This is a genomic window from Candidatus Poriferisocius sp. (genome assembly GCF_965219815.1).
In the GTDB taxonomy this organism is placed as follows: domain Bacteria; phylum Actinomycetota; class Acidimicrobiia; order Acidimicrobiales; family Bin134; genus Poriferisocius.
Genome location: NZ_OZ244791.1, coordinates 2473474 through 2499756 on the forward strand (window position 1 = coordinate 2473474; position 26283 = coordinate 2499756).

Annotated in this window: 18 protein-coding genes and 3 pseudogenes; 8 read left to right on the top strand and 13 right to left on the bottom strand. The window is 62.2% G+C overall.

What is annotated here, in order from left to right:
• The first annotated feature begins 75 nt into the window (after nucleotides 1-75).
• Nucleotides 76-642, top strand: coding sequence for a TetR/AcrR family transcriptional regulator (locus ACOQPI_RS11875; protein ID WP_420619842.1), 567 nt, complete (start codon nucleotides 76-78; stop codon nucleotides 640-642).
• On the opposite strand, the gene betA is transcribed toward ACOQPI_RS11875, so the two are convergent.
• Both betA and ACOQPI_RS11885 read right to left on the bottom strand, forming a co-directional pair.
• Nucleotides 603-2255 (bottom strand): choline dehydrogenase, encoded by a 1653-nt coding sequence (betA, locus tag ACOQPI_RS11880; RefSeq protein ID WP_420619843.1) that lies wholly within the window; start codon nucleotides 2253-2255, stop codon nucleotides 603-605. The two genes, ACOQPI_RS11875 and betA, sit on opposite strands and share 40 nt — an antisense overlap.
• 77 nt (nucleotides 2256-2332) lie before the next feature.
• Nucleotides 2333-3418: a glycine betaine ABC transporter substrate-binding protein gene (locus tag ACOQPI_RS11885; RefSeq protein ID WP_420619844.1), complete on the bottom strand. Its 1086-nt coding sequence runs from the start codon at nucleotides 3416-3418 to the stop codon at nucleotides 2333-2335.
• A 205-nt stretch (nucleotides 3419-3623) separates the two neighbouring features.
• Here ACOQPI_RS11885 and ACOQPI_RS11890 point away from each other — a divergent pair, with 205 nt between their 5' ends.
• Entirely contained in the window at nucleotides 3624-3998 is a 375-nt protein-coding gene (locus ACOQPI_RS11890; protein ID WP_420619845.1) for an SgcJ/EcaC family oxidoreductase, read from the top strand.
• Between the two features lie 26 nt (nucleotides 3999-4024).
• On the opposite strand, the gene ACOQPI_RS11895 is transcribed toward ACOQPI_RS11890, so the two are convergent.
• The 5 genes from ACOQPI_RS11895 to ACOQPI_RS11915 form a co-directional block, all read right to left on the bottom strand.
• Entirely contained in the window at nucleotides 4025-5236 is a 1212-nt protein-coding gene (locus tag ACOQPI_RS11895; protein ID WP_420619846.1) for a DegT/DnrJ/EryC1/StrS family aminotransferase, read from the bottom strand.
• Between the two features lie 11 nt (nucleotides 5237-5247).
• A complete protein-coding gene (locus tag ACOQPI_RS11900) occupies nucleotides 5248-5727 on the bottom strand; it encodes a nitroreductase/quinone reductase family protein (RefSeq protein WP_420619847.1) in 480 nt (159 codons plus the stop codon).
• 34 nt (nucleotides 5728-5761) lie between these two features.
• The gene (locus tag ACOQPI_RS11905) at nucleotides 5762-6628 is read right to left on the bottom strand and encodes an amidohydrolase family protein (protein ID WP_420619848.1); all 867 of its coding nucleotides are present in this window, start codon (nucleotides 6626-6628) and stop codon (nucleotides 5762-5764) included.
• 43 nt (nucleotides 6629-6671) lie between these two features.
• Nucleotides 6672-7874 carry an amidohydrolase family protein gene (locus ACOQPI_RS11910; protein WP_420619849.1) on the bottom strand — a complete coding sequence of 401 codons (1203 nt, stop codon included), beginning with the start codon at nucleotides 7872-7874 and terminating at the stop codon, nucleotides 6672-6674.
• 286 nt (nucleotides 7875-8160) lie between these two features.
• A complete protein-coding gene (locus tag ACOQPI_RS11915; protein WP_420621034.1) occupies nucleotides 8161-10137 on the bottom strand; it encodes a hypothetical protein in 1977 nt (658 codons plus the stop codon).
• A gap of 78 nt (nucleotides 10138-10215) precedes the next feature.
• On the opposite strand from ACOQPI_RS11915, the gene ACOQPI_RS11920 reads away from it, so the two are divergent.
• Both ACOQPI_RS11920 and ACOQPI_RS11925 read left to right on the top strand, forming a co-directional pair.
• Complete coding sequence (locus ACOQPI_RS11920; RefSeq protein ID WP_420621080.1) at nucleotides 10216-10428, top strand: hypothetical protein; 213 nt, start codon at nucleotides 10216-10218, stop codon at nucleotides 10426-10428.
• A gap of 191 nt (nucleotides 10429-10619) precedes the next feature.
• A complete protein-coding gene (locus tag ACOQPI_RS11925) occupies nucleotides 10620-10808 on the top strand; it encodes a hypothetical protein (protein WP_420619850.1) in 189 nt (62 codons plus the stop codon).
• A 212-nt stretch (nucleotides 10809-11020) separates the two neighbouring features.
• Here ACOQPI_RS11925 and ACOQPI_RS11930 read toward each other — a convergent pair whose 3' ends face one another.
• Complete coding sequence (locus ACOQPI_RS11930; protein ID WP_420619851.1) at nucleotides 11021-11290, bottom strand: hypothetical protein; 270 nt, start codon at nucleotides 11288-11290, stop codon at nucleotides 11021-11023.
• A gap of 98 nt (nucleotides 11291-11388) precedes the next feature.
• Complete coding sequence (locus ACOQPI_RS11935; RefSeq protein WP_420619852.1) at nucleotides 11389-12468, bottom strand: RNA ligase; 1080 nt, start codon at nucleotides 12466-12468, stop codon at nucleotides 11389-11391.
• A gap of 239 nt (nucleotides 12469-12707) precedes the next feature.
• On the opposite strand from ACOQPI_RS11935, the gene ACOQPI_RS11940 reads away from it, so the two are divergent.
• From ACOQPI_RS11940 to meaB, 3 genes are read left to right on the top strand one after another with little or no spacing between them, the layout of a single operon-like run.
• A complete protein-coding gene (locus ACOQPI_RS11940; RefSeq protein ID WP_420619853.1) occupies nucleotides 12708-14441 on the top strand; it encodes a methylmalonyl-CoA mutase family protein in 1734 nt (577 codons plus the stop codon).
• Nucleotides 14438-16636 (top strand): methylmalonyl-CoA mutase, encoded by a 2199-nt coding sequence (gene scpA / locus ACOQPI_RS11945; RefSeq protein ID WP_420619854.1) that lies wholly within the window; start codon nucleotides 14438-14440, stop codon nucleotides 16634-16636. The genes ACOQPI_RS11940 and scpA overlap by 4 nt, the downstream gene beginning before the upstream one ends.
• Entirely contained in the window at nucleotides 16633-17607 is a 975-nt protein-coding gene (gene meaB, locus ACOQPI_RS11950; RefSeq protein WP_420619855.1) for a methylmalonyl Co-A mutase-associated GTPase MeaB, read from the top strand. The genes scpA and meaB overlap by 4 nt, the downstream gene beginning before the upstream one ends.
• Here the strand turns inward: meaB and ACOQPI_RS11955 are convergent.
• The 3 genes and pseudogenes from ACOQPI_RS11955 to ACOQPI_RS11965 all read right to left on the bottom strand — a co-directional run bounded on the left by ACOQPI_RS11955 (nucleotide 17604) and on the right by ACOQPI_RS11965 (nucleotide 20424).
• The gene (locus tag ACOQPI_RS11955) at nucleotides 17604-18737 is read right to left on the bottom strand and encodes a citrate/2-methylcitrate synthase (protein ID WP_420619856.1); all 1134 of its coding nucleotides are present in this window, start codon (nucleotides 18735-18737) and stop codon (nucleotides 17604-17606) included. The genes meaB and ACOQPI_RS11955 overlap by 4 nt on opposite strands.
• A 73-nt stretch (nucleotides 18738-18810) precedes the next feature.
• A pseudogene (locus ACOQPI_RS11960) lies at nucleotides 18811-19311 on the bottom strand (amino acid ABC transporter ATP-binding protein); the annotation flags it as partial.
• Between the two features lie 180 nt (nucleotides 19312-19491).
• A complete protein-coding gene (locus ACOQPI_RS11965) occupies nucleotides 19492-20424 on the bottom strand; it encodes a fibronectin type III domain-containing protein (RefSeq protein WP_420619857.1) in 933 nt (310 codons plus the stop codon).
• Between the two features lie 3484 nt (nucleotides 20425-23908).
• Here ACOQPI_RS11965 and ACOQPI_RS11970 point away from each other — a divergent pair.
• Nucleotides 23909-25018, top strand: a pseudogene (locus ACOQPI_RS11970) (IS256 family transposase); the annotation flags it as partial.
• Here ACOQPI_RS11970 and ACOQPI_RS11975 read toward each other — a convergent pair.
• Nucleotides 24972-26155: pseudogene (locus tag ACOQPI_RS11975) on the bottom strand (IS110 family transposase). The pseudogenes ACOQPI_RS11970 and ACOQPI_RS11975 overlap by 47 nt on opposite strands.
• Nucleotides 26156-26283 lie beyond the last annotated feature (128 nt).

Genomic DNA, 26283 nt, shown 5'->3' on the forward strand with positions numbered 1-26283 from the left:
TGTTTGGGCTACCCTGACCTGGCAATGGGAGAAGCGGCCGATCGGCCCAGGAATCTGCCGGTACAAGAGCGGGCTGTGCTGACTCGCGATCGGATTCTGCAAGCGGCCACCGAGGTGATCAAACAAGAGGGTGTGTCGTCGCTGACGCTTGACAAGGTGGCGGCCCGAGCCGGGGTGAGCAAGGGCGGCTTCCTCTACCACTTCGGCTCCAAGGACGCGCTGATCATCGGGTTGCTCAATCAGGTGATGGGGGTGCTCGACACCGAGTTGAATGTGCTGGCCGACGGCATCGATGCCCGCCAGGGAGCGTTTGCGCTGGCTTACCTCGAATACGTGCAGGAACCGACCAAGGCGGCCACTGATACTGCGGTGTCGATTCTGGCCGCGGCCGCAGTGGACGACGACCTGCTGGACAGCACTCGGGCGACGTTCCAGCGCTGGCAGGATCGGCTGCGTCACGACGACGGGCTCGACGAAACCGAGGCACTGCTGGCCCGGGTTGTGGGTGACGGGCTCTGGCTCATCGACCTGTTCGGCTTGGCCCCGCCCACCGCCGATGAGCGCCGCAAAGTGCTCGACCTGGTCTCGAACCTCATCACCGATCATGGAGCGGCCCGGGATTTGATCGACCCGGCCGAGTAGACCGGGGCGTCCTGGGGCGCCAGAGGCTGGTTGCCCAAGATGAGATCGGCCGCCTTCTCGGCGATCATCATTACTGGGGCGTAGATGTTGCCGTTGGTCACGGTGGGCATCACCGAGGCGTCCACCACCGCCAGCCCCTCGGTTCCGTGAACCTGCATCGTTGCGGGATCCACGACTGACTGATCATCACACCCCATGCGAGCCGTCCCCGCGGGATGCAGCGCGGTCTCGGCGTCGCGGGCCACCCAGTCCATGATTTGGCCATCGGTGGCGACTTCGGGGCCCGGGGACAGCTCGCCCGCGTTGTAGGCGGCAAAGGCCGGTTGGCTCATGATGCTGCGGGTCACTCTGATGGTCTCCACCCACTCGCGCCGGTCCTGCTCTGTGGAGAGGTAGTTGAACTGAATCGCCGGCTTTACCCGTGGATCGAGCGATTTGATTCGCAGATGGCCCCGGGCGTCTGAGTACATGGGTCCGACGTGAACTTGGTAGCCGTGTCCGCTGCTCGGCGACGAGCCGTCGTAGCGGATGGCCAAAGGCAGGAAGTGGAGCATGAGATTCGGGTAGGACTCGTCGGGGTTGGAGCGGACAAAACCGCCGCCCTCGAAGTGGTTGGTGGCCCCTGGCCCTTTTCGGGCCAGCCATTGCAGGCCGATCCAGGGCCGGCGCCACAGCTTGAGATGGGGCTGCATGGAAACCGGCTGGCTGGAGGCGTATTGGACGTACACCTCCAGGTGGTCTTGGAGGTTCTCTCCCACCCCGGGCTGTTCGGCCACCACCGGGATTTCCAAGGACTCCAGCAGGCCAGCCTGCCCTACCCCGGAGAGCTGAAGCAGCTGGGCTGAGCCGAATGCCCCCGCACACAACAGGATCTGGCCCCCCCGGGCGGTGTGCTTGCGTCCCCGTCGGCGGTACTCGACGCCAACCGCTCGGCTGCCCTCGAACAGCACTCGGCTGATGAGAGTGCCGGTCTCCACCTTGAGGTTCTTGCGGTGCATCACCGGGTGCAGGTAGGCCCGCGACGCTGAGAGCCGCCGTCCCCGGTGGACGTTGCGGTCAAACGCGGCAAAGCCCTCTTGGCGGTACCCGTTGACGTCATCGGTCAGTTCGTACCCGGCCTCCTGTACTGCCTTGAAGAAGGCGGTGAACAGAGGGCTGTCGGCTGGCCCCCGCTCCAACACCAGTGGCCCTTCCTCACCCCGCCATTGGTCGCCACCGGCCAGGCAAGTTTCCATGCGCTTGAAGTACGGCAGGCAGTGGCGGTAGTCCCAGTCCTCCATGCCGGGTTCGGCGGCCCACTTGTTGTAGTCAGCGGGGTTTCCCCGCTGGAAGATCATGCCGTTGATCGAGCTGGAACCGCCCAGAACCTTGCCCCGGGCGTGGTAGACCCTTCGGCCCCCCATGTGGGGCTCGGGCTCGCTCTCGTACTTCCAGTCGTAAAAGCGACTGCCGATGGGAAAAGCCAGGGCCGCGGGCATGTGGATGAACACATCCCACTTGTAATCCCGCCGCCCTGCTTCCAGTACCAGAACGCTGTTGTCGGCATCCGCACTCAGTCGGTTGGCCAACGCACAGCCAGCAGAGCCGCCCCCGACAATGATGAAGTCGTACAACGACTGCTCCTCGAAGAATGAAAAGAGAACCGGTGCCGACGGTTCTCTTGCCGCCGGCACCGGTTCTTAGCTGGAGCCTAGGAGGGGAGCCAAGCGCTCCAGACGTTTTGGTTGGCCGCGATCCACTGGGCCGCGGCGTCTTCCACAGACAGTCCATCGTTTTCGACAGCGGCCAGCATCGAAATCTGGTCGGCCGTGGAGTAGCTCATTGCCCGCAAGAATGCGTCTGCGTCGGGGGCGTTCTCAGCCAGATCGCGGTTCACGATCTTGAACAGCACGTCCTCGGGATAGTCGCAATCGATGCCGCCTTCGGCATCTTTGGCGTAGCACTCATCGCTGTAGGCGGGCAGGGCCACCCGAGTGAGGTCGTAGGAGCCAAAGGCCGAATGCGGTGTCCAGAAGTAGAACAGCACCGGATCTTCTCGGCTGTAGGCAGCGTCCAAAGCGGCCAGGATGCCGGCCTCGGAGCCTACGTACACGATCTCCAGCGGCAGATTCAGGTTGGCAATGATCTGCTCGTCGTAGATCGTCCAGCTGGGATCGCCGCTGAGGAACTGGCCTTTGTCTCCGGTCTCAGCGGTGGCGAACAAGCCAGCCAGCTCGGCATCGGCGAAGCCTTCCCAGGTGGCCAGAGCAGGCTCTCGATCCACCATGTAAGAGGGCATGAACCAGCCGATCTCCCCGACGGGGCCGATCAAACCGGCGTTGTCCACGTTGCCGTCGGCGCTGTCGATGAAGTCAGCCACGTTGTCGGCGTGGCCCGAGGGCCACACTTCTAGCGAGGCGTCGATGTCCCCAGTGTTGATCGCCGCCCACTGGGCGTTCTCGTCGATGTCTACTGTCTCAACGGAGTAGCCGAGCTCGCTCTCCAGAAGCTGGGCGGCCACCGCCACATTCACTGCCGAACCGTTCCACGGGTTGACTGCCAGCGTGACCGTGGTCTGCGAACCACGGGTATCTGCTGGCTCGGGTTCAGGTTCCGGTGCGGGGGCCTCCGTTGCCGGAGCCGCGGTGGCTGCTGCGGTGGCTGCCGCAGTTGCCGCCGGGGCGCTGGTGTCGTCGCTGTCGTCGTTGCCGCAGCTGACGGCCACAAGGGCCAAGGCCGCCAAGAGCAAGGCGATGAGCCTCCAGCTTCGAATCGGTTTGGTCTTTGTTGTCCGCATTGGGATCCCCCCTAAAGTCAATTGCCAAAAACAGGCTAGCTGGACTGTTTTGTAAAATAGCATATCCCTCAGCCCTGCGCTAGAGGTTCTCTGCATTTGGCAGAGCGGGTATGGGTCGCGCCATGCTGGGCATCTCGACGACAGGTTCCGACCACATGTCGCGACGACAGGTTTCGACGACAAATCCCGACGACAGGAGAGAGCGATGGCCGATCTGCCGACCGATCCCAGCGAACTAGTGAGCCAGTTCTGCGCCGCGTGGGCCAACGGCGATGCCGACGAGCTGATGGCCTACTTCACTGACGACGCCGTCTATCACAACGTCCCGATGGACCCCTTGGAGGGGGCCGAGGCCATCCGGGCGTTCTTGGAGGGATTCTTTCCCACTTCAGGCGGCATCGTGTTCGAGACCCACCATCAGGCGGCCAATGGCAATGTGGTCCTGAACGAGCGAACCGACTACATCAACACCGGCGACGGCCAGTTGGCTTTGCCGGTGTGCGGGGTGTTCGAAGTGCGCGACGGGCGCATCGCCCGCTGGTCGGACTACTTCGACATGGCCAAGCTCACCGGCGGCTGAGCCCGGCGCTCAGTCTGGCAACCCCTCTAGCCGCCGAAGAGCTCGGAAAGGGTGTCCACCACGTAGCCGATGTCGTCTGACCCCAGGCCGTGGTGGGTGGGGATGCACAGCGCGTTGTCCATCACCAGGTCGGCGTTGGGGAAGCCGTCGGCCGGGGCCCGGTGCTCGATGCCCGAGAATCCGGGCTGGCGCAAGATGTTGCCGGTCCAGACCATGCGGGACTGCACGTTGCGGTCTTCCAGGAAGTTCTGCACCTCGGTGCGGTCGTGCCCCGACTCGGGACGGAGGATGAAGCCGTACCGCATCCACGTGGTGTCCACCTCGGGAGTGGTGCGGGGCAGTATCACCTTGTCGATGTGGTTGACCATCAGGTCGTTGTAGCGGTCGCAGGCGTGGCGGCGGCGGGCGTTGAACTCCTGGAGTTTGGAGAGCTGAACCAGTCCGTAGGCCGCGCCCAGCTCGGAGGGCTCGAAGTTGTAGCCCAGATCGTCGAATATGAAGATCTGGTCGTACATGGTGCCGTCGTCCAGGGGGCCCCAGCGGGTGTCCTGGCCCTGGCGGGAGCCGTAGAGGTACGACTCAGAGCGCCGGCCCCAGCGCCGACGGGTCAGGCACTTGTCGTGCATCTCGGGGTCGTCCATGGCCACCATGCCCCCGTTGCCCGCACAGGTGAGCGAGTGGGAGATGGCGAAGCTGGTGAGGCTGATGTCGCTGCGGGCACCGATGCGGGTGCCCCGCAGGCGGGTGTCCAGCACATCGCAGGAATCCTCGATCACCTTGAGCCCGTGCTCATCGGCGATGGCCCTGATCACGTCCCAGTCGGGGCAGTTGCCCATCAGGTTGGGGGTCATGATGGCCTTGGTGCGGGGGCCGATCATCTCGGGGATGCGGTTGACGTCGATCTGGAAGGTGTCGGGCTCCACGTCCACGAACACGGGGACCAGCCCGCATTGGACGATGGAGGAAACGTCGGTGGAGAAGGTGAGCACCGAGGTGATGACCTCGTCACCGGGCTCCAAGTCGAGCAGTCCGATGGCCAGCAGAAGCGCCGAGGAGCCCGAGTTGACCATCACCCCCCGCTCCTTGCCCAGAATCGTGGACACCTCGTCTTCGAAGCGAGCCACGTTCTCGCCGATGTTGAGGTTGCCCGAGCGCAGCACCTCGAGCACGGCTTCGATCTCGCGCTCATCTTGGATGGCCCCCGCGGGCGGCAGAGTGCGGACTGGTTGATTCGCCATGGCTGTGAACCTTAGGCCGGGCGTTGTTCGACTAGCCGTACCAGGGGGATCTGGCGGTGGGGGGCCTTGGCCTGGTAGTCGGCGTACCAGGCCCGGTCGGCCACCAGGCCGTCCCAGGTGGCCGCGTAGTCGTCGCCGTCGCAGATGTCGGCCACGGCCCAGAATTGCTGGCCCTCTTCGGTGATCAGCAGTTCGGGGTTGGCCTCTTTGTCGGCGATGTTGAAGTACCAGGAGGGATGGGCCTTGGCCCCGGCGAACGACGCCACCACGATGCGATGGCCGTTGGGATCGCGCCAATAGGGCAGGGCCACCTTGTGCTCATTGCCCGATCGTCGGCCCACGGTGCGAATCAGCACATGGTGCATGCCCGCCTGGCTCCAGACCATGGGGTCGTCGCTGGACTCCATGGCCTCCACGTGCATCTTTGTGATGACCGGGATCTCCTCCAAAGAGGGCGTCTCCCAGGTCTGCTCGACTCGCTGATCGCTCACGGGTTGTCTCCTATTTCTCGGTTCGGTGGGGTGGTCAATCCAGCTTCAGCACTCGGCGGGCATTCTCCCGCAGGAAGCCGGCCCATACCTTGTCGCGGAAGGGGACGTCTTTCATGTCGGTCATGATCCGCTCCAGCGATAATCCCATCGGGAAGTAGCCGGCATAGACCACCTTCTCAGCGCCACGGGTGTTGGCGTAGCGGATGATGGCCTCGGGGTAGTGCTTGGGGGCGAACGCCGAGGTGGAATAGTGCAGGCCGGGCCACTTCAGCATGAGCTTCACCGCCAGGTCCTCCCACGGCTCGCATCCGTGGCGGGTGACGAAGGTGAGCTCGGGGAAGTCGTACATCACCCGGTCGATGCGCTCCACGTGCTGGGGAGAGAACGGGAACCGGGGGCCGGGCACGCCGGCGCACACGAACATGGGCAGGTCGAGCTCCACGCATTTGGCGTAGATCGGATAGAACTTGGCGTCGTCGATGGGCACCTGGGGGAAGCAGCCCGCGGGAAAAGCCCCCACTGCCTTCACGCCCCACTCCTGGTGAAGCTGGTTCATGCGGCGTACCTCGCCCATCACGTCATTGGGGTCGACGTTCATGGAGGGGACGAACCGCTCGGGGTAGTCCTTCAGCGCTCGCTGGCCGGTCTCATCCTCGCAGGAGATTAGGGCCAACTCGATGTTGAACCGGTCCATCTCCTTGAGCGTTACCTGAACCGGGTCGTCTTCGGTGCCGTACAGCTCCTTGGGCACCCCCTTGAACATGTACTCCACTGGGAAGTCGAACTCATCCGACGTCTGGTCGTCTTTGGTCTGGGCCCGAATGAAGTCGTAGGTGGAGAAGTCGGGCTTGGGGAACCCGATCATGGTGTCGATGATCGGGATGTCGGTGGGCATGGCCATGTTGTGTTCCCTCCTCAGGGAGTTCGGTTGGCTCTGACGGCGCTCAGGCAGCCAATGCGGACCGGGGCGTGATCACGTCCCAGGCGTTGTCCCGCATCATTGCCTTGGCCTCGGCATCGGTGAAGTTGGGGATGTCGTATATGAAGTCGGTGGGTACCTCCAGCCCCTCGGCGTGGGGGTAGTCGGAGCCGAACAGCATGTGGTCGGCGCCCATGGTCTCCTTGATCAGATCGATGTCGTCTTCGTAATAGGGCGACACCCAGACATGGTCGATGAACTGGTCCACGGGGTCGGTGCGAAACTCCTGGGGCATCTTGCCGTAGGCGATCTTCAATTCCTCCACCAGGCGAGGGGCGAACATGCCCCCGTTCTCGATGCAGGCGATCCGCAGGTTGGGATGGCGGTCGTAGAGGCCGTGGCACACCAGGGCGGCCATGGTGTCGAAGATCTGGCGGTCGTGGCCGGTGATCTGCTTGAACGTGGAGGTGCGGAACGACTGGAAATCCTCGGTCGGCTCCCACATCTCGTTGTATTCGTGCAGGCCGCCGTCGCCGCCGTGCATGCCCACAGTAATTCCGGCCTCGGCGACGCGGGCCCACACCGGGTCGTACTCGGGCATGGCTGGTGAGCGGCTTCCACCATCGAGGGTGGGTACCGGCCCAGGCACCATCACCACCATGCGTGCGTCGTTGTCCAAGGCCCACTCCACCTCGGAGACGGCCCATTCCACGTCGATCATGGAGATCACCGGAGCGGCGAAGATGCGCTCCTGGTAGGCGAAGCCCCAGTCTTCGGCCAGCCACCGGTTGAATGCGGTGAAGGCGGCGACCACGGCGGGAGGATCGTGGCGCAGCGACTGTTCCATGCCCACGCCCAGGGTGGGAAAGAACAGAGCGGCTTCGATGTGCTGGGTGTCCATCAACTCCAGGCGCTTGTCCCGGTCGCGGTACTCGGGGCGCTCGGAGATGGGGTCGAGCTCGCCGAACATGGTCTTCACGTCCACGCCCTCTTTGTTGCGGCCCCGGAAGAAGTCCTGGAGCGCCCCCGGCTTGGACACCGGGTCGAACGTGGGGTTGGGGATGAACCGGTTGATCTTGCCCGCCACCAGCAATCGCTGCTTGCCGTCGATATTGGCCCACTGCATGCAGCGCTTCTTCATCGCCGGGTCGATGTGGCGGATGAAGGCATCGGTGGCCTCGTAGTAGTGATTATCGGCGTCGAACACCTTGAACGGCAGGTCTGCCATGTTGCACCTCTGGGAGTGGCGGGGCGGGCGTTGCCCCCGATTTTCGCCGCGGCAGCCCAGGCCCACAAATCCCGGCGCGCCTAATCAGGTCATTCAGGTTTCCAGGCGGTGCAATCCCCATATCTGTTGGTTGCCTCGCTCGGCGTGTGAACCTCCCCGGATATTGCGCAGGCTCAGACAGTCCCCATTGCGGCTTCTCTGGGCCCTGTTCCGCCACGAGGCAAATCACAACATCCTGACAACAGCCGCGCAAAAATCCGAGTGCAAATGCCTATCTGCACACCCTTCATGGCGCAATGCGCCATGAAGGGCCCCAGCATTCCAGAGAACCGTCTATTCCGAGAGCGCACATTGTTTCTTGGTGCCCCCTAAAACCCGTAACGACATCTTTGTACCGCCCCGCAGGATGGAATCTGGAGAAGCCATCCCAATAAAAAGAGAAGGTAGGATCTGTCATATTCCAACAGGCGAGGGAACCTCCCGTGGTAAGGGCACAAGCACCCGTGTCAAGCTCCCACAAATGAGTATACTTACCTTTGGGAGGTGGTTTGTAATCAGTGAGTTCTCCCCAACATGCAATCTCACTTTCGACGCTGATTCCACACCATCCCTGTCGGCTCATAGCAAGGAGTTCAGTGAATTTTCCGCTTGGCGGGTTAGACTTTATAGCTTCTGCGGTCCCCCAGCAAGCTATACTCTGGTCGATTCCGAGGGCGCACCATTCAGAATAAGAATGACTGGCATTACCGGTTCTGATGGTCCCAACGGTTCCAACGGATATGGAGACATAGGAACCTGAAGGGGGTTTCGGCATCAAGGGTCGCGGTAAACCATAGCTGTCAAAAAAGTGAGAGTTGATATTGCCGTGGCCCCAGCACGTAATGGTTCCATCTAGTCGCAACGCACATGAAAAGTCTCTTCCTCCTGCTATTTGGGTGTAAGTACCAGGAGAGGGTTCAATGTTTTTGTTGGGCCCCCAGCACTTCACTGTATTATCAATTCGAATGCCACATAAAGAATTGATTACGCGTGTAATACTTGTGTATTGTCCTGCTGGAGGATTTCGAAGCGAGCCTCTAGAGGTAGAATATCCCTCCCAACATTTGATGAGTCCGTCAACTGTAAGTGCACAATAGACATAGTCATCTACAGGGTAAATCTGAGCGAAAAGTCCTTTCGGGGGTGCCTCATCGCTATCGTCACAATAAATGGTCTGGTCGGCTCTCAGCATACAAGTATGGGGGTACTCTGAAGGCGCCACGTCAATATAGTCACCATCAAAGTTGCCTCTAGGTGTATGGGTAGGGCCGAAGTAAGATCCCCCCCAACATGAAATATTTCCGCCGACCTTTATGCCGCACCAACTATCACCGTCGTTGTTAGACCTGAGGAGAGTGTACTTGCCGCCAGGCGACATTGCTTGAGCATAAATTCTCTCGCCCCAGCAGGTGATTGTCTGGTCTATGCCTAAGGCACACAGGTGGTGATGTCCGAGGGCGATATCGGTGTATGAGCCTGCATATAAGTCAGACCCGCCGAAATCCTCATCCCCCCAACATATGAAACTCCCGTCAGCTCTTAGAGCGCACGATGCAGCACCACCACTTTCAATAGCGGTATAGGAGCCCGAAGGAACGTCTAACTGACCGTGCGTATTGTCGCCCCAACACGCAATAGCACCATCATCCTTCAGCGCGCATGAATGTGTATCACCGACTGCGACTGCTGTATAAGTGCCTAGAGGGGCGTCTGATTGCCCGTATTCGTTAGCTCCCCAACATATGATTGTCCTATCGCTTCGAAGGCCGCAGGAGTAAAAGGCTTGGACACTGATAGCGGTGTACTCGCCGGCAGGGGAACGCATCTGTCCAAAGTCAGTGGAGCCCCACCAGCCTTCGGTCTCCTGCATCCACCAGCATTCTATTGTGCCGTCCACTCGGATTCCACATGCATGTTCCGAATGCGTATCCAGGTGAGTGAATTTTCCACTGGGCATCTCTGCCGTGTGAAGGCCAGAGCCCCAACAAGCTATTGTTTCGTCAATTCTGAACGCACAGGAATGGTCATAACCTGTTGTTACATGCGTGTAGAAGCCTACTGGTGGGTCGGACTGTCCAACATCATTCTTGCCCCAGCACGAAATAGTCTGATCAGTTCTGATGGCACATGTGTGATTTCCAGAAGCAGAGATCTCTGTGAATGAGTTGACAAAAGGAAATGATGACGATGCCTGCTGGGTACTCTGATGATCGTCCGTTGGCACGGGACAGCCATTTGAGCTAATAAGTTGGGTGTCGATATTGTATTGGCAGCGATATGAGTTCAGCAGGGCTTCTTGATTATGGATCAACTGATCTCTGATGTCGATATCGTTTTGGTTCGGAAGCTGCGGGAGAACCCCAGGAACGATGGTGTCTGGGTTGACGCATCCCCCTGGGACAAGATCGATATCGGCGCCGAAAAGGCAACGGTAGGTGTTAAGCAGGTTTTCCTGATTGGCAATGAGTTCGTCGCGCAACTTGATATCGTCAACGGAAACCGCAGCCTGAGCTGAAACTGGCCCAGAAGAAACAGCAGCCGCGCCAATAATCATAAAGAAGGCAGCGACTACGTATCTGTTCACGATAGCCAATATACCCCCCCCCCCGCAAAATCCAACTGACCGGATACGGGGGAACCTTACTCCCCGCTCACCGGCCAGACTCTAGGGGCATGGGGGAGGAGCAGTTGTGTAGTCGACCGCTGATGTTTGTTCAGACCGGAGTCAGGTCAAAGCTCCTGCACATCGAGGGTGTGCCCGTTGGTTTCACAGAGATGGAGGATGTCGTCAATGTCGCTGGTGGCGACTTGATCTCCCCGTTTGGCAGCCCCAACCACAACTACAGCATCGACGATGTCGGATGTGCCGGCGCGGCCGCACGCAGTTCCGGCTGATCGTGCTAATCGTTCATCGAGCGGTTCTACATAACAACCAGCCAACAGCCTCGACATAAGCGGCTGCGGGCCGCCCCGCCACCCTTGGGCGAGGACCGTTGTTGGCACCGTAGGGATAACGCCGCGATTGAGGGCTCGTCGGTGCAGCAACCACATCTGGCGATCGTTACGCTCAGCGGCGATCAGTGCCCCGGTGTCGTAGGTAACCCCCGTCAACGATTCTTGAGGTTTTCATAATGCCGCTCGGCTCGGTCAAGTACTGCATCTGCCCAGGCGATCTCTTCTTCGGTGAAGGGGCCGTTCTCGGCCTCCCACTCCGCTACCGCGGCAAGTCCCGCCTTGATGATTGCGGCGTCGTCACGAACAAGGGAATCGCTGTCGCCAGTCGAAGCAGTGGAAACCGACGGAGCGGTGGAAGCCATAGGAACCGCTCGGTGCTGCTTTTGCTGCGTTGGCTGCTCTGGCTCTTCCATCACAGGCATATCATGACTTTACATGATATTGGATGCATGTCAATCACTATTACGAGACCGCTTCGCGGATCCGTTCGCGCACCCACAGCGAACGAATTGCCGGTGGTTCAGAGCTGCGATCGGTTGCTGGTCAGGGGACCGCTTTCGGGGTCGGCGGGGGGTCGGAGGTCGGCCCAGATGGCTAGATGGGCTTCGGGCTTTTGCTTGTGGAGGGCGAAGATGGGGCCGACTGGCAGGTCATGGTGGGCGGCCAGCCTCTGGGCCGCCTCGGCGAACTCCCGGTCACCTTGGCCGCGACTTTCATCGGCGACCTGTTCGGTCAGCCGTTCGTGGAGGGAGATCCGTTCTCTGGCCTCGGCAGTGACGGTGGCCAGCGTGCCGTCGATCCAGCCGTGGAACTCCTCGGGCATGACTGATCGGATGGCCTCGATGGGATTCTCGGGCTGGTCTAGTAGGCCCGTTACCGTCTCGGGGGGAAGGCGCAGGCGGGCGGCGATGTCCTTGGGGGATATACCGCGACGGTTAGCGTCAAACACGGCGGCCGCTGTCCAGATGTGTCGCCGGTTCAATCCGGTGGCCACCCGGTGCTGCTCCACATAGGCCGGCCACTTCATCTTGAAGCGGATGTGGGGCTGGCTGTCGCCGGTGTCGTACCGGACCACGAAACCCTCCTCGGGGTGGTGGTCAGGACGGGGTCTGGCCATGTGATCGGCAAGATCGTTCAATGAGGCGAATTCTCGGCTTGCGGCCATTGGGCCGGGCCAATCGAACCGGTCGAGCGGCAGGTCGGTGCCCGTGGCGATGTCGATTACCGAGAGCAGAACCAGATCGCGCATCTCTCCGTGGTTCACCACGATTCGGTTCTGCGGGTAGACGATTTCGAATAATGGCGTGACGCCCGGCTCGACCTCAACGGTTGCGTACCGTTCCTGCAAGATGCGGGTTCCTTCGATGGCCTGCTCGGATTCCAGACTGCCTCGTGTGGATATGCGGACGCCTCCGTCGGGGCGCTGGTAGGCAATGCCCAGTGATCCGTCCCACTTGTCGGAAACGTGCATCGTTCCCTCTGCAGGTACCGCCGGGGCACAAGGCTCGGAGGGGGTGAAGAACTTTGGGAATGGGCGGGCCAGCACCCGTCCGTGCGGTCGACGATCAACCCCCGACAGGCCAAGGTGGCTTGGTTCCACGCCTCGGAATACTGGGCTCGGGCGGTGTAGTTGTAGACGGTCAGCCCCTCGGTGGTGGTCCGGGCAGTGATGTGCCCGTCGGCAATGGCCGACTCCAATAAGCCGAGGTCGGCGATGTCTCGGAGGAATGTTGGGGCCACCTGGAGATGGTACGAGGGCGGCTTCGACCTCCCTTACTGGTTTTTCTCTGAGGCAGATTGGTTGGGGGGAAGGGAGGGGGCGGGACGTACCATTAGGGGGTGAGCGACGCCGTGATGAGCTTGGCTGGGGATTTCGACCTGGCCGGGCGAGACCAGTGGATGGAGCTGGTGGAGCAGGTGCTGCGGGGGGCGCCGTTTGACAAGAAGCTGGTGGGCACCACCTACGACGGCATTCGGATTCAACCGCTCTACACCGGCGCCGACCACGCTGGAGACACCAGTCTCCCCGGTGCGGCGCCATTCACCCGGGGCGGCAAGGTTGTGGGCGGCGCGTGGCAAGTTCGCCAGGCTCACAGCCGCGCTACCGGCAATGGCGCGGTGCGGGACGAATTGGCTGGGGGAGCTGATGCCATAGAACTCCACATCGACGGTGAAACCAGTCGGGAAGAACTCGACGACCTGCTCGATGGCGTTCCCTCAACGGTGCCGATCATGTTGGCGCCGGGGAGCGAGGCCGCGATCTGGCATCTGGTCGACCTTTGGGACAGCAGGGGAGTGGCCCGAGACGAGGCTCTAGGCGGCTTCGGGATGGACCCCCGAGATCCCGCGGTAGCTGAGGCAGTGGCCAACACTTTGAACCGGAACTACCGCAACGTGCTGGTCGCGGTTGTGAACGGAGCGCGATTGGCCGACCAGGGTGCGAGTGAGGCCCAGGAGCTGGCCGGATCGCTGGCCGATGGAGTTGCCTACCTGCGGGCCTGTGAACAGGCGGGCCTCGACCTGGCAACGGCGGCGGACAGGCTGGAATTCCGCTACGCCGCCGGGGTGGACCAGTTCTTGACCATCGCAAAGTTCCGAGCCGCCCGACGGCTCTGGGCCCGAGTGACCCAGGCGTGCGACATCGACCCCGCCGCCCAGCGTCAGCACGCGGTTACCTCTGGCGCCATGATGACTCGCCGCGACCCGTGGGTGAACATGATCCGCACCACGGTGGCCTGCTTCGCCGCCGCGGCGGGTGGCGCCGATGCCATCACCGTCAGCCCGTATGACTCGGCCATCGGGGCGCCCGATCCGCTGGGGCTGCGGATCGCCCGCAATACGCAGTTGTTGTTGCGGGAGGAGTCCCATGTCCACCGGGTGATCGACCCGTCGGGCGGCTCCTACTACATCGAATCGCTCACCGATGCCCTGACCAGCACTGCCTGGGGACTGTTCCAGGAGCTGGAGGCCGGGGCCAGCCTGTCGGAGGGCATTGAAGCCGCCCATGAGGCCCGCAGCCGAGACGTAGCCACCCGCCGCCTGCCGCTCACCGGGGTGAGCGAGTTCCCCGACCTCGATGAGCCAACGGTCGATCGGCCACCGGTGGAATCAGATCCCGGATCGCGACGCCTGGCCGAGCCGTTTGAGGCATTGCGGGATGCCGCTGATGCCGCATCTGGGCAAACTGAGTATGTCCTAGGCCCGCACAAGCGACCGTCGGTTTTTCTGGCCAGTCTCGGGCCGGTCGTTGCACACAGCGCCCGGTCTACATTTGCTGCGAACCTTGTGGCCGCGGGCGGGATCCAAGCTTTAGACCATGGGAGCTTTGGGAACCCGGCAGAAGCAGCCTCGGCCTGGAAGGCCTCGGGCACGCCCATCGCCGTTGTGTGCTCGTCTGACGAGATGTACCAGGAGCACGCTGCCGACACGGTGGCCGCACTGAAGGAGGCCGGATGCGGTTATGTGCTGCTGGCCGGTCGCCCCGACGAACGCTGGGGGGCCGACGGCTACATCTACATGGGCTGCGACGCGCTGGCTGCGTTGCAAGCCATCCACGACAGGTTGGGCCTGTGACCGTCCCGGACTTCTCCCGCGTTGACCTCCACGCCCCGCCTGCCTCTGGTGCCAACGGGATGGGTTGGGCTGATTTGGTGGCGGCGCAGACCGGCGAGAGCCCCGACCACCTCACCTGGGCCACCCCCGAGGGTTTCGGCGTGCGCCGGCTCTACACCGCCGAAGACCGGGCCCCGCTGGACTTCTGCGACACCTACCCCGGACTGGAGCCCTACCTGCGGGGTCCCTACGCCACCATGTACGCCACCCAGCCGTGGACCATTCGCCAGTACGCGGGGTTCTCCACCGCCGAGGACTCCAACGCCTTCTACCGCCGCAACCTGGCGGCCGGGCAGAAGGGGCTGTCGGTGGCCTTCGACTTGGCCACCCATCGGGGCTACGACTCCGACAACCAGCGGGTGAGCGGCGATGTGGGCATGGCCGGCGTGGCCATCGACTCCATTCTCGACATGCAGATCCTGTTCGACGGTATTCCGCTCGATCAGATGACTGTGTCGATGACCATGAACGGCGCGGTGCTGCCCATTATGGCCATGTACATCGTGGCCGGCGAAGAGCAGGGGGTGGCGCCGGAAAAGCTGGGCGGGACCATCCAGAACGACATCTTGAAGGAGTTCATGGTCCGCAACACCTTCATCTACCCGCCGCCGCCGTCGATGCGGATTATCTCCGACATCTTCGCCTACTCCTCAGCCAACATGCCGAAGTTCAACTCCATCTCCATCTCCGGCTATCACATGCAAGAGGCCGGGGCCACCCTCGACCTGGAACTGGCCTACACCTTGGCCGACGGGGTGGAGTATGTGCGGGCCGGCCTGGACTCCGGGCTGGACATCGATGCCTTCGCTCCCCGGCTCAGCTTTTTCTGGTGCATCGGCATGAACTTCTTCATGGAGGTGGCCAAGCTGCGGGCCGCCCGCCTTCTGTGGGCCAAGCTGATGCGCCCGTTCAATCCGTCCAATCCCCGGTCGCTGTCGCTTCGCACCCACAGCCAGACCTCGGGGTGGAGCCTCACCGCCCAGGACGTTTTCAACAACGTGGTCCGCACCACCATCGAGGCCATGGCCGCCACGCAAGGCCATACCCAGTCGCTGCACACCAATGCCCTGGACGAAGCCCTGGCCCTGCCCACCGACTTCTCGGCCCGGATCGCCCGCAATACCCAGCTCCTGTTGCAGCACGAGTCGGGCACCTGTCGGGTGGCCGACCCCTGGGGCGGTTCGTACTACGTGGAGCGGCTCACCCACGACCTGGCCCAACGGGCCTGGGAGCACATCAGCGAAGTGGAGGCCGCCGGTGGCATGGCCGAGGCCATCGAGGCCGGAATCCCCAAGATGCGCATTGAGGAGGCCGCCGCCCGCACCCAGGCCCGCATCGACTCCGGCGCCCAAACCGTGGTGGGGGTGAACCGCTACCAGGTGGACGGCGAAGAGGGCATCGAGGTGCTGAAGGTGGACAATGCCGAGGTGCGAGCCTCTCAGATCGCCCGGTTGGAGCGGCTGCGGGCCGACCGGGACAGCGAGGCCTGCGCTCGTGCCTTGGACGCGCTGACTGCTGGGGCCGACCGGCCCGTCGGTACCAAAGACTCCAACTTGCTGGCTCTCGCGGTAGACGCGGCCCGGGCTCGGGCCACCGTGGGAGAGATCAGCGACGCGCTGGAGAAGGTGTATGGTCGCCATGCGCCCCGGATCCGAACGATCTCCGGGGTATACCAATCAGAGATGGGACAGAGCGACAGCAACGGCGGTGGCACCGGCGAGGTGCGAGAAGCAGTGGCTGGTTTCGCGTCCCGAACCGGGCGCCGGCCCCGCATATTGGTGGCCAAGATGGGCCAAGACGGCCACGACCGAGGGCAGAAGGTGATCGCTACTGCCTTCGCCGATCTCGGTTTCGACGTGGACGTGGGACCGCTGTTCCAGACTCCGGCCGAGGTGGCCCGCCAAGCGGTGGAGGCCGACGTGCACATCGTGGGGGCATCCTCACTGGCGGCCGGGCACATGACCCTGGTGCCCGAGTTGCGGGCCGAACTGAAGCAATTGGGCCGGGCCGACATCATGATCGTGGTCGGCGGGGTGATCCCGCCCAGCGACCACGACGAGCTGCGGGCTGCGGGGGCCGAGGCCATATTCGGGCCCGGCACGGTCATCGCCGACGCTGCCCTGGGTTTGCTGGCCGCCTTGGACAACCGCCAGTGATCGACCTCGACGCCTGTGTCGAGGGGGTGCTGGGAGCCGACCGCACCTGGCTGGGCCGGGCCGTCACCCTGGTGGAAAGCACCAAGCCAGATGATCGGACATCGGCTACTGAGCTTCTTCAACGGCTGCTGCCTCACACCGGCGGCGCTCGGCGGGTAGGGATCACCGGAGTGCCCGGGGTTGGAAAGTCCACCTTCATCGACGCATTGGGCACCTATCTCACCTCACAGGATCATCGGGTGGCGGTGCTGGCGGTAGACCCGTCCTCGACCGTGTCGGGGGGCAGCATCCTGGGCGACAAGACCCGGATGCCCAACCTGGCCATCGACGACGCCGCCTACATACGCCCGTCGCCATCTTCTGGCTCGCTGGGCGGGGTGACCCGCACCACCCGCGAGACCATGACCGTGGTGGAGGCGGCCGGATTCGATGTGGTGTTGGTGGAGACGGTGGGGGTGGGCCAGTCGGAGACCGCGGTGGCCGACATGGTGGACTTCTTCTTGGTGATGATGCTGCCCGGCGCCGGCGACGAACTCCAGGGCATCAAGAAGGGGGTGTTGGAGCTGGCCGACGCCCTGGTGGTGAACAAAGCCGACGGCGGCAACGAGATCGCTGCCCAGCGCGCCGTGCGGGACTATCGGGCCGCGCTGGCCATGACCGCCCCGGCCAACCCCAGCTGGGTTCCCCCGGTGCTGGCGGTAAGCGCCATCGAGGGCACCGGCCTCGACCATGTGTGGGACCAAATCCAGGCCTACTACCAAGCGCTGAGCGATTCCGGGGAGCTCGCTGGACTCCGGTCCGACCAGCAGGTGCGGTGGATGTGGGCCATGGTGGAAGACCGCCTCCGCGACCGTCTTCAGGCCTCCCCTGAAGTGGTCGAACTGTCTGATCTCATCGAACAGCAGGTGGCCGGTGGGCAATTGGCCCCCGCAGCGGCCGCCGACCAAATTCTGGCCGCGTTCGACGCCTAGTCGCCGTTGTGGAGGTGCCCGGTGTAGCGGGCGCTGGGGCGAATGATCTTGTTGTTGGCGGCCTGCTCAAGCAGATGGGCACCCCAGCCGACGATCCGGCTGGTGGTGAAGGTGGGGGTGAAAGCCTCTTGGGGCAGACCGGCCAGGTGGAGCACCACTCCGGCGTAGTACTCCACGTTGGTGACAATCACAGCATCAGGCTTCCACTCAGCCAGATAGGCCAGGATTCGGCTCTCGATGTCGAGGGCCCGTTCCACCAACTCGCCGCCCAGCTCGATGGCCACGGCTTTCAGAGTTTCAGAGCGGGGATCGTCGGCCCGGTACACCGCGTGGCCGAACCCCATGATCTTTCGACCGGCTTCTAGCTCAGCCGCGATCCAGGGCACCGCGTTGTCGGGATGGCCAATGGCGTGGAGCATGTCCAACACCCGACCCGGTGCCCCACCGTGCAGCGGACCGGCCAACGCGGCCAGCGCTCCGCCCAATGCCCCGGCCACGTCGGTGCCGGTGCTGGTGATGACTCGGGCCGTAAAAGTGGAGGCGTTGAAACCGTGATCGGCGGTCAAACACAAGTAGGTCTCCACCGCCCGGGCGTGCTCAGGAAGCGGCGTCTCACCCAAGGTCATGCGCAGGTAATCGGCGCTGTGGGATAGCGACTCATCGGGACCCAGCGGTTCTGCGCCGGAGCGTATGCGGCTGACTGCCCCCAACACTGTTGGCGTGATTCCGATGGCCCGCATAACCGCAGACCGTCGCTCGTTAGGCTCAAGGTCCAAGGTGGGGCGAGGATCTACCTCTACTCCCAGCACACTTCGCAATATCGACATCGGGGGCAGATCGGTCCTGGCCAGCGCGGCCACCAGCTCAACAGCCTCCGACGTCAGCTGACGGGCCGCGGCCAATTCCGCCCGGAATGTTTCCTCAGTAGCGCTGTCCGGCAGTGCGCCATTCAAGAGCAAATGGGCCACCGCCTCAAACGAGTGCTTTCGGGCCAGCGCGGCGGCATTCCACCCTCGGTAGTGGTACCACCCCTCGTCCCCGCGGACTGAGCCCACCTCCGTATCAGCCACGATCAGTCCTTTGAGGCCAGGAGGAGCAACGTTCTCAGTCAGCGGGGAAATGGCATTCATGCCGCCAATGGTACCGGGAGACCGGATTGCTCCGTTTCTGAACCTGCTGGGCCGGATACGGAGGGAGCTGACTTTAGAGAATCTGGGACAGGAAGAGTTGGGTGCGTTCTTCTTGGGGGTTGGTGAAGAAGTGCTCGGGCTCGCTTACTTCGACGATTTCGCCGTCGGCCATGAAGATGACCCGGTTGGCGGCTTCTCGGGCGAATCCCATCTCGTGGGTGACCACGATGAGGGTCATACCGGTTCGGGATAGCTCGAGGATCACTTCGAGCACCTCGGAGATCATCTCGGGGTCGAGGGCCGACGTCGGTTCGTCGAAGAGCATGATCTTGGGCTGCATGGCCAGCGACCGGGCGATGGCCACCCGCTGCTGCTGACCGCCGGAGAGCTGGCCGGGGAACTTGCGGGCCTGCTCGGGGATCTTGACCCGCTCCAAGAGTTCCATTGCCCGGTCTTCAGCCTGCTGCTTGGGCATCTTCAGCACTTGGCGGGGTCCCAGGGTGATGTTGTCGATGACGGTGAGGTGGGGGAACAGGTTGAACTGTTGGAAGACCATCCCGGTCTCCCGGCGGATGAGGGCGAGAGCGCCCAGGCCCCCGACGCCCGCCACAGCCGAGCTGAGAGCGCCCAGGGCGGGCTGCGGCCGCTGGCTCCGGGGGGTCGAGGGTCACCACAGCGGCCCCACAGCGCCGCTGAGCGCCCACAGCGGACCTCTGCGGGTTTAGCTGTCTCAGGTTTTTCCGGGGGTGCGGTTCTATCGGCAGCGCACCGGCTCGCTGTCGCCTACCTTCTTGTTTCCGGCGATCTTGGCTTGCATTCCGACTTGATACCAACCGGCGTTTGGCACGTCGAACGTCGTCGAGGTGCCCGCGACCGCGGTTTGGCGGCCGCGGTGGCCGCGGTTCTTCGCCTCGTTCGCCCAGATGTCCGGTTTCAGGCTTTCGGGGGTCTTGCTCCAAGTAACCGAGATGACCCAGCCCGAGCCCGACGACGCGCACGAAACAGAGTCGAACGCCAAAGAGGGCTCGGGCTTGGGCTTCGGCTTTGCGGGGGTGGCTTGGCCGGTGATCCAGTCTGAGACGCCGTTGGCGTTGAACGCGGCCACCCGCACGTCGTAGGCCGAGCCGTTGGCCAGCCCGCTGATGGTGTGGCGGGTGTCGGTGGTCGAGTGGAACTGGTTGGCCAACACCGCCTGATCCCACGTCTGAGACGACAGCTTCCACTGCACTCGATAGCCCAACAAGCCCTCAGATGTGGCCGAGGGCGACCACAGTACCGTCAATCGTTTGTCACCGGAGTTCAGCTTCAAGCCTGACGCTGGATCGGGTACTGGGGTTGGCGGGTCGTCGTCGGACACAGTCACCGACGCGGTCGACGGAGTTCCGACGGTGTAGTCGGTGCCAGATTGGACGGTGGCGGTGATTGACCCGTCGGGTTCGTCGGCTGAGTCGTCTGCGGTGGGGATGGTGATGGTGGCGGTGCCGCCGGCGCTGACGGTGACGGTGCGCGACCCTGTGTTTGTCGTGAACACCCCTTGTTGGGCGACCTCAACGTTCACAGCCACCGAACTGGCGGTGCCTGAGGTGGCAGCTATGGTGAACACCGCACCGCCACCTTCGGCTACGCCGGTGCCTCCAGTGATTGTCACTGCCGGCACGATCAGCGAATTGTCAGTATTGTCGGGCACATAGCAATCGTACCAAACGAAATATGACCAATGTGCGTTGTTTATTGAATCACGTCTGCCCCCCGCATATACATTTGGTCCTTCTAATTCGCTTTCATACATGACGCTACCTTTAGGGCAGTTTTTTGCATGATAATGGTAATAGCAGGTTACGACTTGATGTTGAATGCTGTCAAAGAACAATCCAATTAGTGGGTGATGATATATAATGCGAGCAGAACAAGCAACATCATCATAATGTGGGCCAGGGGTGGCAAATAGAGCTATTCGGCTCTCGGAAATGCCGTTCATAGAAGTAGGACGTGAATTTACACAATTGGCTTCGACTGCGTATTGGCTAAAGTCGGATGGGCCTGCAAGGTTTGCGGCCATGACCCGTGCATAGTAGGGCCCTGGCCAAATTCCATCATTTCGGTCTATGTCGAATGTTGTCACGGTCTCGCGTAGGTTATTGTGAATGTAATCTGATAATTGGTCATTTATATCGCTGGTATTTCTTTGGAATACACGCACGTTATACCAACTTGGTCTATTGTGAGATTGACTTGTAGGGGCATTCCATTTGACTGTTAATGTATCATCAATGCACAAAGTCGTCATAGTGCGTGGGGCTTTGGGTGACTCTGGGCAGCGGAGAGGACTTGACACTGTTGGGCCTGAAGTATTGGTTGTGTCGTCTGTCTGTTCGGCGGTTAGAGTGACGGTGTGCAGTGCTCCCTTCACGGCGTTTTTCACATGCACTGATGTTGTCGGGTGGGCCACCGTCCGATCGGCAGGGTCTGTGTGGCCCGCAATGACCGTGGATACCCGGTAATGTATCTGAACATCTGGTGGAGGTGTTACCGCAGTCCAGGACACTGCCAAAGTCGTTCCGAAGGCTGAACACCGCACTTCTAAGTTGGTTGGCTGGGGGATGTAGTCGCAGGTGGTGTTCCCTGTGGTGCTGGAGAGTTTTTTGGAGGTGGTGGTCTTGGTTTCGTAGGTATCGAGGAATATGGAGTATCGGCCGGGTTCGGTGATGTCGGTTCGGGTGATGGTTTTGGCTGTTGATGTGGTCCATCCGTTTTTTCTGCTTAGGCCGCCGTCTTGGTGTATCCGGTAGTAGGTGTGCCCGGTTGTGGTGCTGCCAGGGTCCCAGGTGATCGTGACAGTCCATTTATTGGCACCTGTGGAAGCACAGGTAGCGCTCGTAATCGTTGATGGTGTTGGCGGTTTGGTACAAGTGGTGTTATCTGTGGTGCTGGAGAGTTTTTTGGAGGTGGTGGTCTTGGTTTCGTAGGTATCGAGGAATATGGAGTATCGGCCGGGTTCGGTGATGTCGGTTCGGGTGATGGTTTTGGCTGTTGATGTGGTCCATCCGTTTTTTCTGCTTAGGCCGCCGTCTTGGTGTATCCGGTAGTAGGTGTGCCCGGTTGTGGTGCTGCCAGGGTCCCAGGTGATCGTGACAGTCCATTTATTGGCACCTGTGGAAGCACAGGTAGCGCTCGTAATCGTAAATGGTGACTCTTTCGGTTCGGCTGTTGGGGTTGGTGTGGTAGAGCAGGTGGTATCGGAACCTGTAAGTACTTTTCCGCCTTCACAGTGTACATGAGGAACATTGGCGGATACTGTGTATGGAACACGAATTGTATACGCTTCTTGAACCTGATATGGGACTTGAACGTTGTATGATTCCGTAGTTTGATAAGGAACTCTGACTGTGTACGCTTCTTGAGCTTGGTACGGGACTTGTGCCTCGTATGTTTCTTTAACTGTATATGGCACTTTGACGGTGTAAGCTTCCGTAATCTCAACAGGTACCCTGACTGTATAGATTTCCTGCTCTTGATAAGGCACCCGAACCGTATAAGGTACAGTTACTTCGTAAGGGACCTGTACTTGATATGAGATCCGTTCGGGCGGTGGACAGTATGTACCTGTCTGACCTCCAATGATTATTGTTTCACACGGTTGTTTGACTGTTTTGTGTCTCGTAATTGTGTAGTAACGAGTTTCTTCCCGGAACCTAGTCACGTCCTTATACTTTGTCACCATACGGCTTCTGACCTCGGTGCGGTGTTTGGTGACTGTACGGTATCTGGTCTCATCGCGGTGTTTGGTGACTGTTCGCGTTTTGGTCTCGGTGCGGTGTTTGGTGACTGTACGGTATCTGGTCTCATCGCGGTGTTTGGTGACTGTTCGCGTTTTGGTCTCGGTGCGGTATTTGGTGACTGTACGGTATCTGGTTTCATCGCGGTACTGCGTCTCACCTTCTACCAAGTCGTGTGCAGATGCATCTTGTTGGAGAAATTTGGAAGCGATCAGAAAGGCACCGGTGAGGAGGGCGAATCCAATAGAAAGGCACAGAAGTTTGCGAATCATGGAGATGAGGTTTACCCCCCCCCCCCCGTGTCAAATCCGAAAGTTCTATTTCGTTGGTAACGGGTGCGGATTGGTGAGATCTGCCGACGTTGACAGGCAGTAGTTGCATGTTCTGGATTGCCAGATCTCCAGATCAGGGGTGCCCAGGAAGAGCCAGGGGTGCGCTCAAGCCGTCTGTGATGGTGGAGGTCTAGTTCTACAACTGACTGAACCGTCCTGGTATGGCCGGAGGGTCTGGGTGTCCCTGGGTTTGGCGTAGGTTTGTTGTCGGATTCTGCTGTCATGGACCTGGGGAGGTTCTATGGCACCGAGGGGTTATCCCGCAGAGTTCCGGCAGTGTGTGGTCGGTCTGGTCGAGGCGGGCCGGCCGGTCGCGTAGATCGCTGCGGGGCTGGGGATCAGCGATCAGTCGATCTACACATGGCGCCGGCAGGCGCGCATCGACGCCGGCGTGGAGCCGGGAATTAGCACAGCGAAGCATGCCGGGTCGGCGGTGCTGCGAAGGGGGGTTCGCGAGCTCGAGTGCGAGCTGGCCATCCACCGCAGGGCGACGGAGCTGTTGAAGGGCGATGTCCACCCAAAAGGCGGTTCGCGGCGATCAAAGTGATGGCCGCAGAAGGGCTTCCGGTGGAAATGACGTGCCTGGTGCTGGGAGTGTCGGTGTCGGGCTACTACAGCTCCGCGCGCAGGTTCACGACCAGCTCGACGACCGGGTCGGGGATCTTGGCCGTGGTGGTCGACGATGCCGACGGTGAATGTGTCCTGGTGGGGGTCGATGCCCCCGACTGGTGCTGTCATACTTTGCTCCTGCTGGAAGTGATGCTCCGGTGGGTCCGGGATCGGCAGGGGCGCTTCGTCACATCCGAGTCGAGAAAATCAGGCTCCCTTCAAGACAGGAGCGCACCTGCCGGCCTCGCACTCGACGCGACACGTCTGACAACAGGCACACGGCCAATATTTTGTGGAGTCAACGCCAAGCGCAGGACCGGACCGTAACCCCCTGGCCGAGGGCCCCGGCAACCACAACAATCACACTCGGGAATTTTGTGTATCGGGCGTGATCTGAGGGTCCGCGGCCGGGTGCTGCGGGCCGGGAAGGATCATGTCTATGACTGATCAGGATATGCCGGCTGTGCCGGCGGAAGAGGCCGCTGGTGAGGCGGCGATGCAGGACTGGGCTGAGCTCCTCGTTGAGCGTGCCCGGTCCGAGGGGGTGGAGCTGACCGGCGACGGCGGCTTGTTGACCGGGCTGGTGCGCCAGGTCCTCCAGACCGGCCTCGAGGTCGAGATGACCGAGCATCTGGGCTATGAGCGCCACGCCCCGGAGGGCCGCGGGTCGGGGAACTCGCGCAACGGCTCGTCGCCCAAGCGGGTAACCACCGAGATCGGCGAGATCGACCTGGCGGTACCCCGCGACCGGGCGGGGACCTTCGAGCCCGTCACTGTGCCCAAGCACCGGCGCCGCCTCGACGGGCTGTCGGGCAACGTGATCAGCCTCTACGCCAAGGGCCTCACCACCGGAGAGATCCAGGCGCATTTGGCCGATATCTACGACACGTCGGTGAGCCGGGAGACGATCTCTGAGATCACCGACGAGATCGTCGCCGACATGGCCGTGTGGCAGAACCGGCCCCTCGAGCCCGTGTATGCGGTGCTGTTGATCGACGCCATCACCATCAAGGTCCGCGACTCCCAGGTCGCCAACCGGCCCGTCTACGTCGCCATCGGCGTCGACCTGGCCGGAGAGCGCGACGTTTTGGGCCTGTGGCTGGGGCCCACCGGCGGCGAGGGCGCCAAGCAGTGGGCGGCCATGCTCGGCGAGCTGCGCAACCGGGGACTGGCCGACGCTTTGATCGTGTGCTGCGACGGGCTGAGGGGCCTGCCCGAGTCGATCCGCGCCACCTGGCCCGACGCCACAGTGCAGACCTGCGTCGTGCACATGGTCCGCAACAGCCTGCGCTACGCGTCCAAGACCCACTGGGGGCCCATCACCCGATCAATGCGGGACATCTACACCGCCCCCACCGTCGAGGCCGCCGAGGCCCGCTTCGAGGCGTTCGCCCAAGACTGGGTCGACACATACCCGGCCATGATCCGCTCATGGCGCCAGTCCTGGGACGAGTTCACACCCTTCTTGGAGTTCCCCGCCGAGCTGCGCCGGGTCGTGTACACCACGGATGTGATTGTCAACCGCCGGGCGCGGGTTTTTGGGGTTGGCAGTGGGCGACGAGGACCTCGTAGGCGTGTTCTTGTTGCTCGATGAGTGCCTTCTCGGCGTCTCGCAGCCGTTTGATGTGGTAGTCGCGCGACGGCCCGGCGACGGGTCCGCGGCGGGACTCGGCTCCCGCGGCGAGCTCGAGGCTGCGGCGCTTGCGGGCGACGAGGCTGGGGCAGGCGAAGGCGTAGTCCTCTTGTTTGGTCACCAGGTGTCAGCACAGCACCGCCATCTTGGGGGCTGTGGCGACGGTAGCGATCTGCCAGCCCCGCCGGGCCTTGACGCGTCGATGGAACGCCCGCAGCGGTCCCGGCGCCCTCGACGCGGCGAAAGCTGCCTCGACCAGCATGCCGCGGGCCTGGCCGCGGCCGGCCTTGGTGATCCGGCCGGACTGTCGCCGGACTGCGACACACTGGGGTTGAGCCCGAGATAGGACACCAGCTGCTCCGGGGTCGGGAACCTGGCGAAGTCCCCGACCTCGGCAACGATCGACATCGCGACCGTGACATTGATCCCGGGCACGGTCATCAGCCGGGCGATCACTGGATCATCCAGGGCGTCCGCAGCGATGTCCCTCTCGACCTCGCCCAGCTCGGTGCCGTGGAAGTCGATCTGGCGCAGCAGGGCGTCCACTGACCGCTGCTCGTCGTCGGGAAGGTGTTGTCGGGCAAGCCAGCGGCGGCCGACGCCGCCGAACAGGTCCGCGTGCGGGCACGTCGGCACCAGGTTCCGCGACAAGATCGCATGCACTTGGTTCTTCAACCGCATCCGCTGGCGCACCAAATGCACCCGCCGGGCCACCAGCCGCCGGCGACGCCGGGTCTGGTCATCAGCGACCCAGGTCTCAGGCAAGAAATCAGCTGCGAGGAGCTGAGCGAGGATGCGGGCATCGACCTTGTCGGTGTTGACCTTCGCCTCCGCTATCGCCCGAGTCTTGCGAGGGTTCGACACCACCACCCGCCCAACAACCCCGCGCAGCATCGCAGCGATCGCATCGGAGTTCGTGGTCGCCTCCAGCGCCACCTCGTCATCGGGCTCCAAGAACTCCGAAGCCCAGGCCCGCAAGTCCTCTGGACGCACACCGATCCTCCCTTCTTCGCGGCACACCCCGTCCTCGACGACGGCGACCTGCGCGAACGACCGGTGGACATCCATACCGATCCATCGCATATGACTGCTCCTCTCCAATTCCTCCGAGGAACCGCCGGGCGGACACGACAAAAACGGATTCGCGCTCTCAGCGCAGCCGGGCCAGTCGCAGGGGCGGCCAAGTACTAACACGA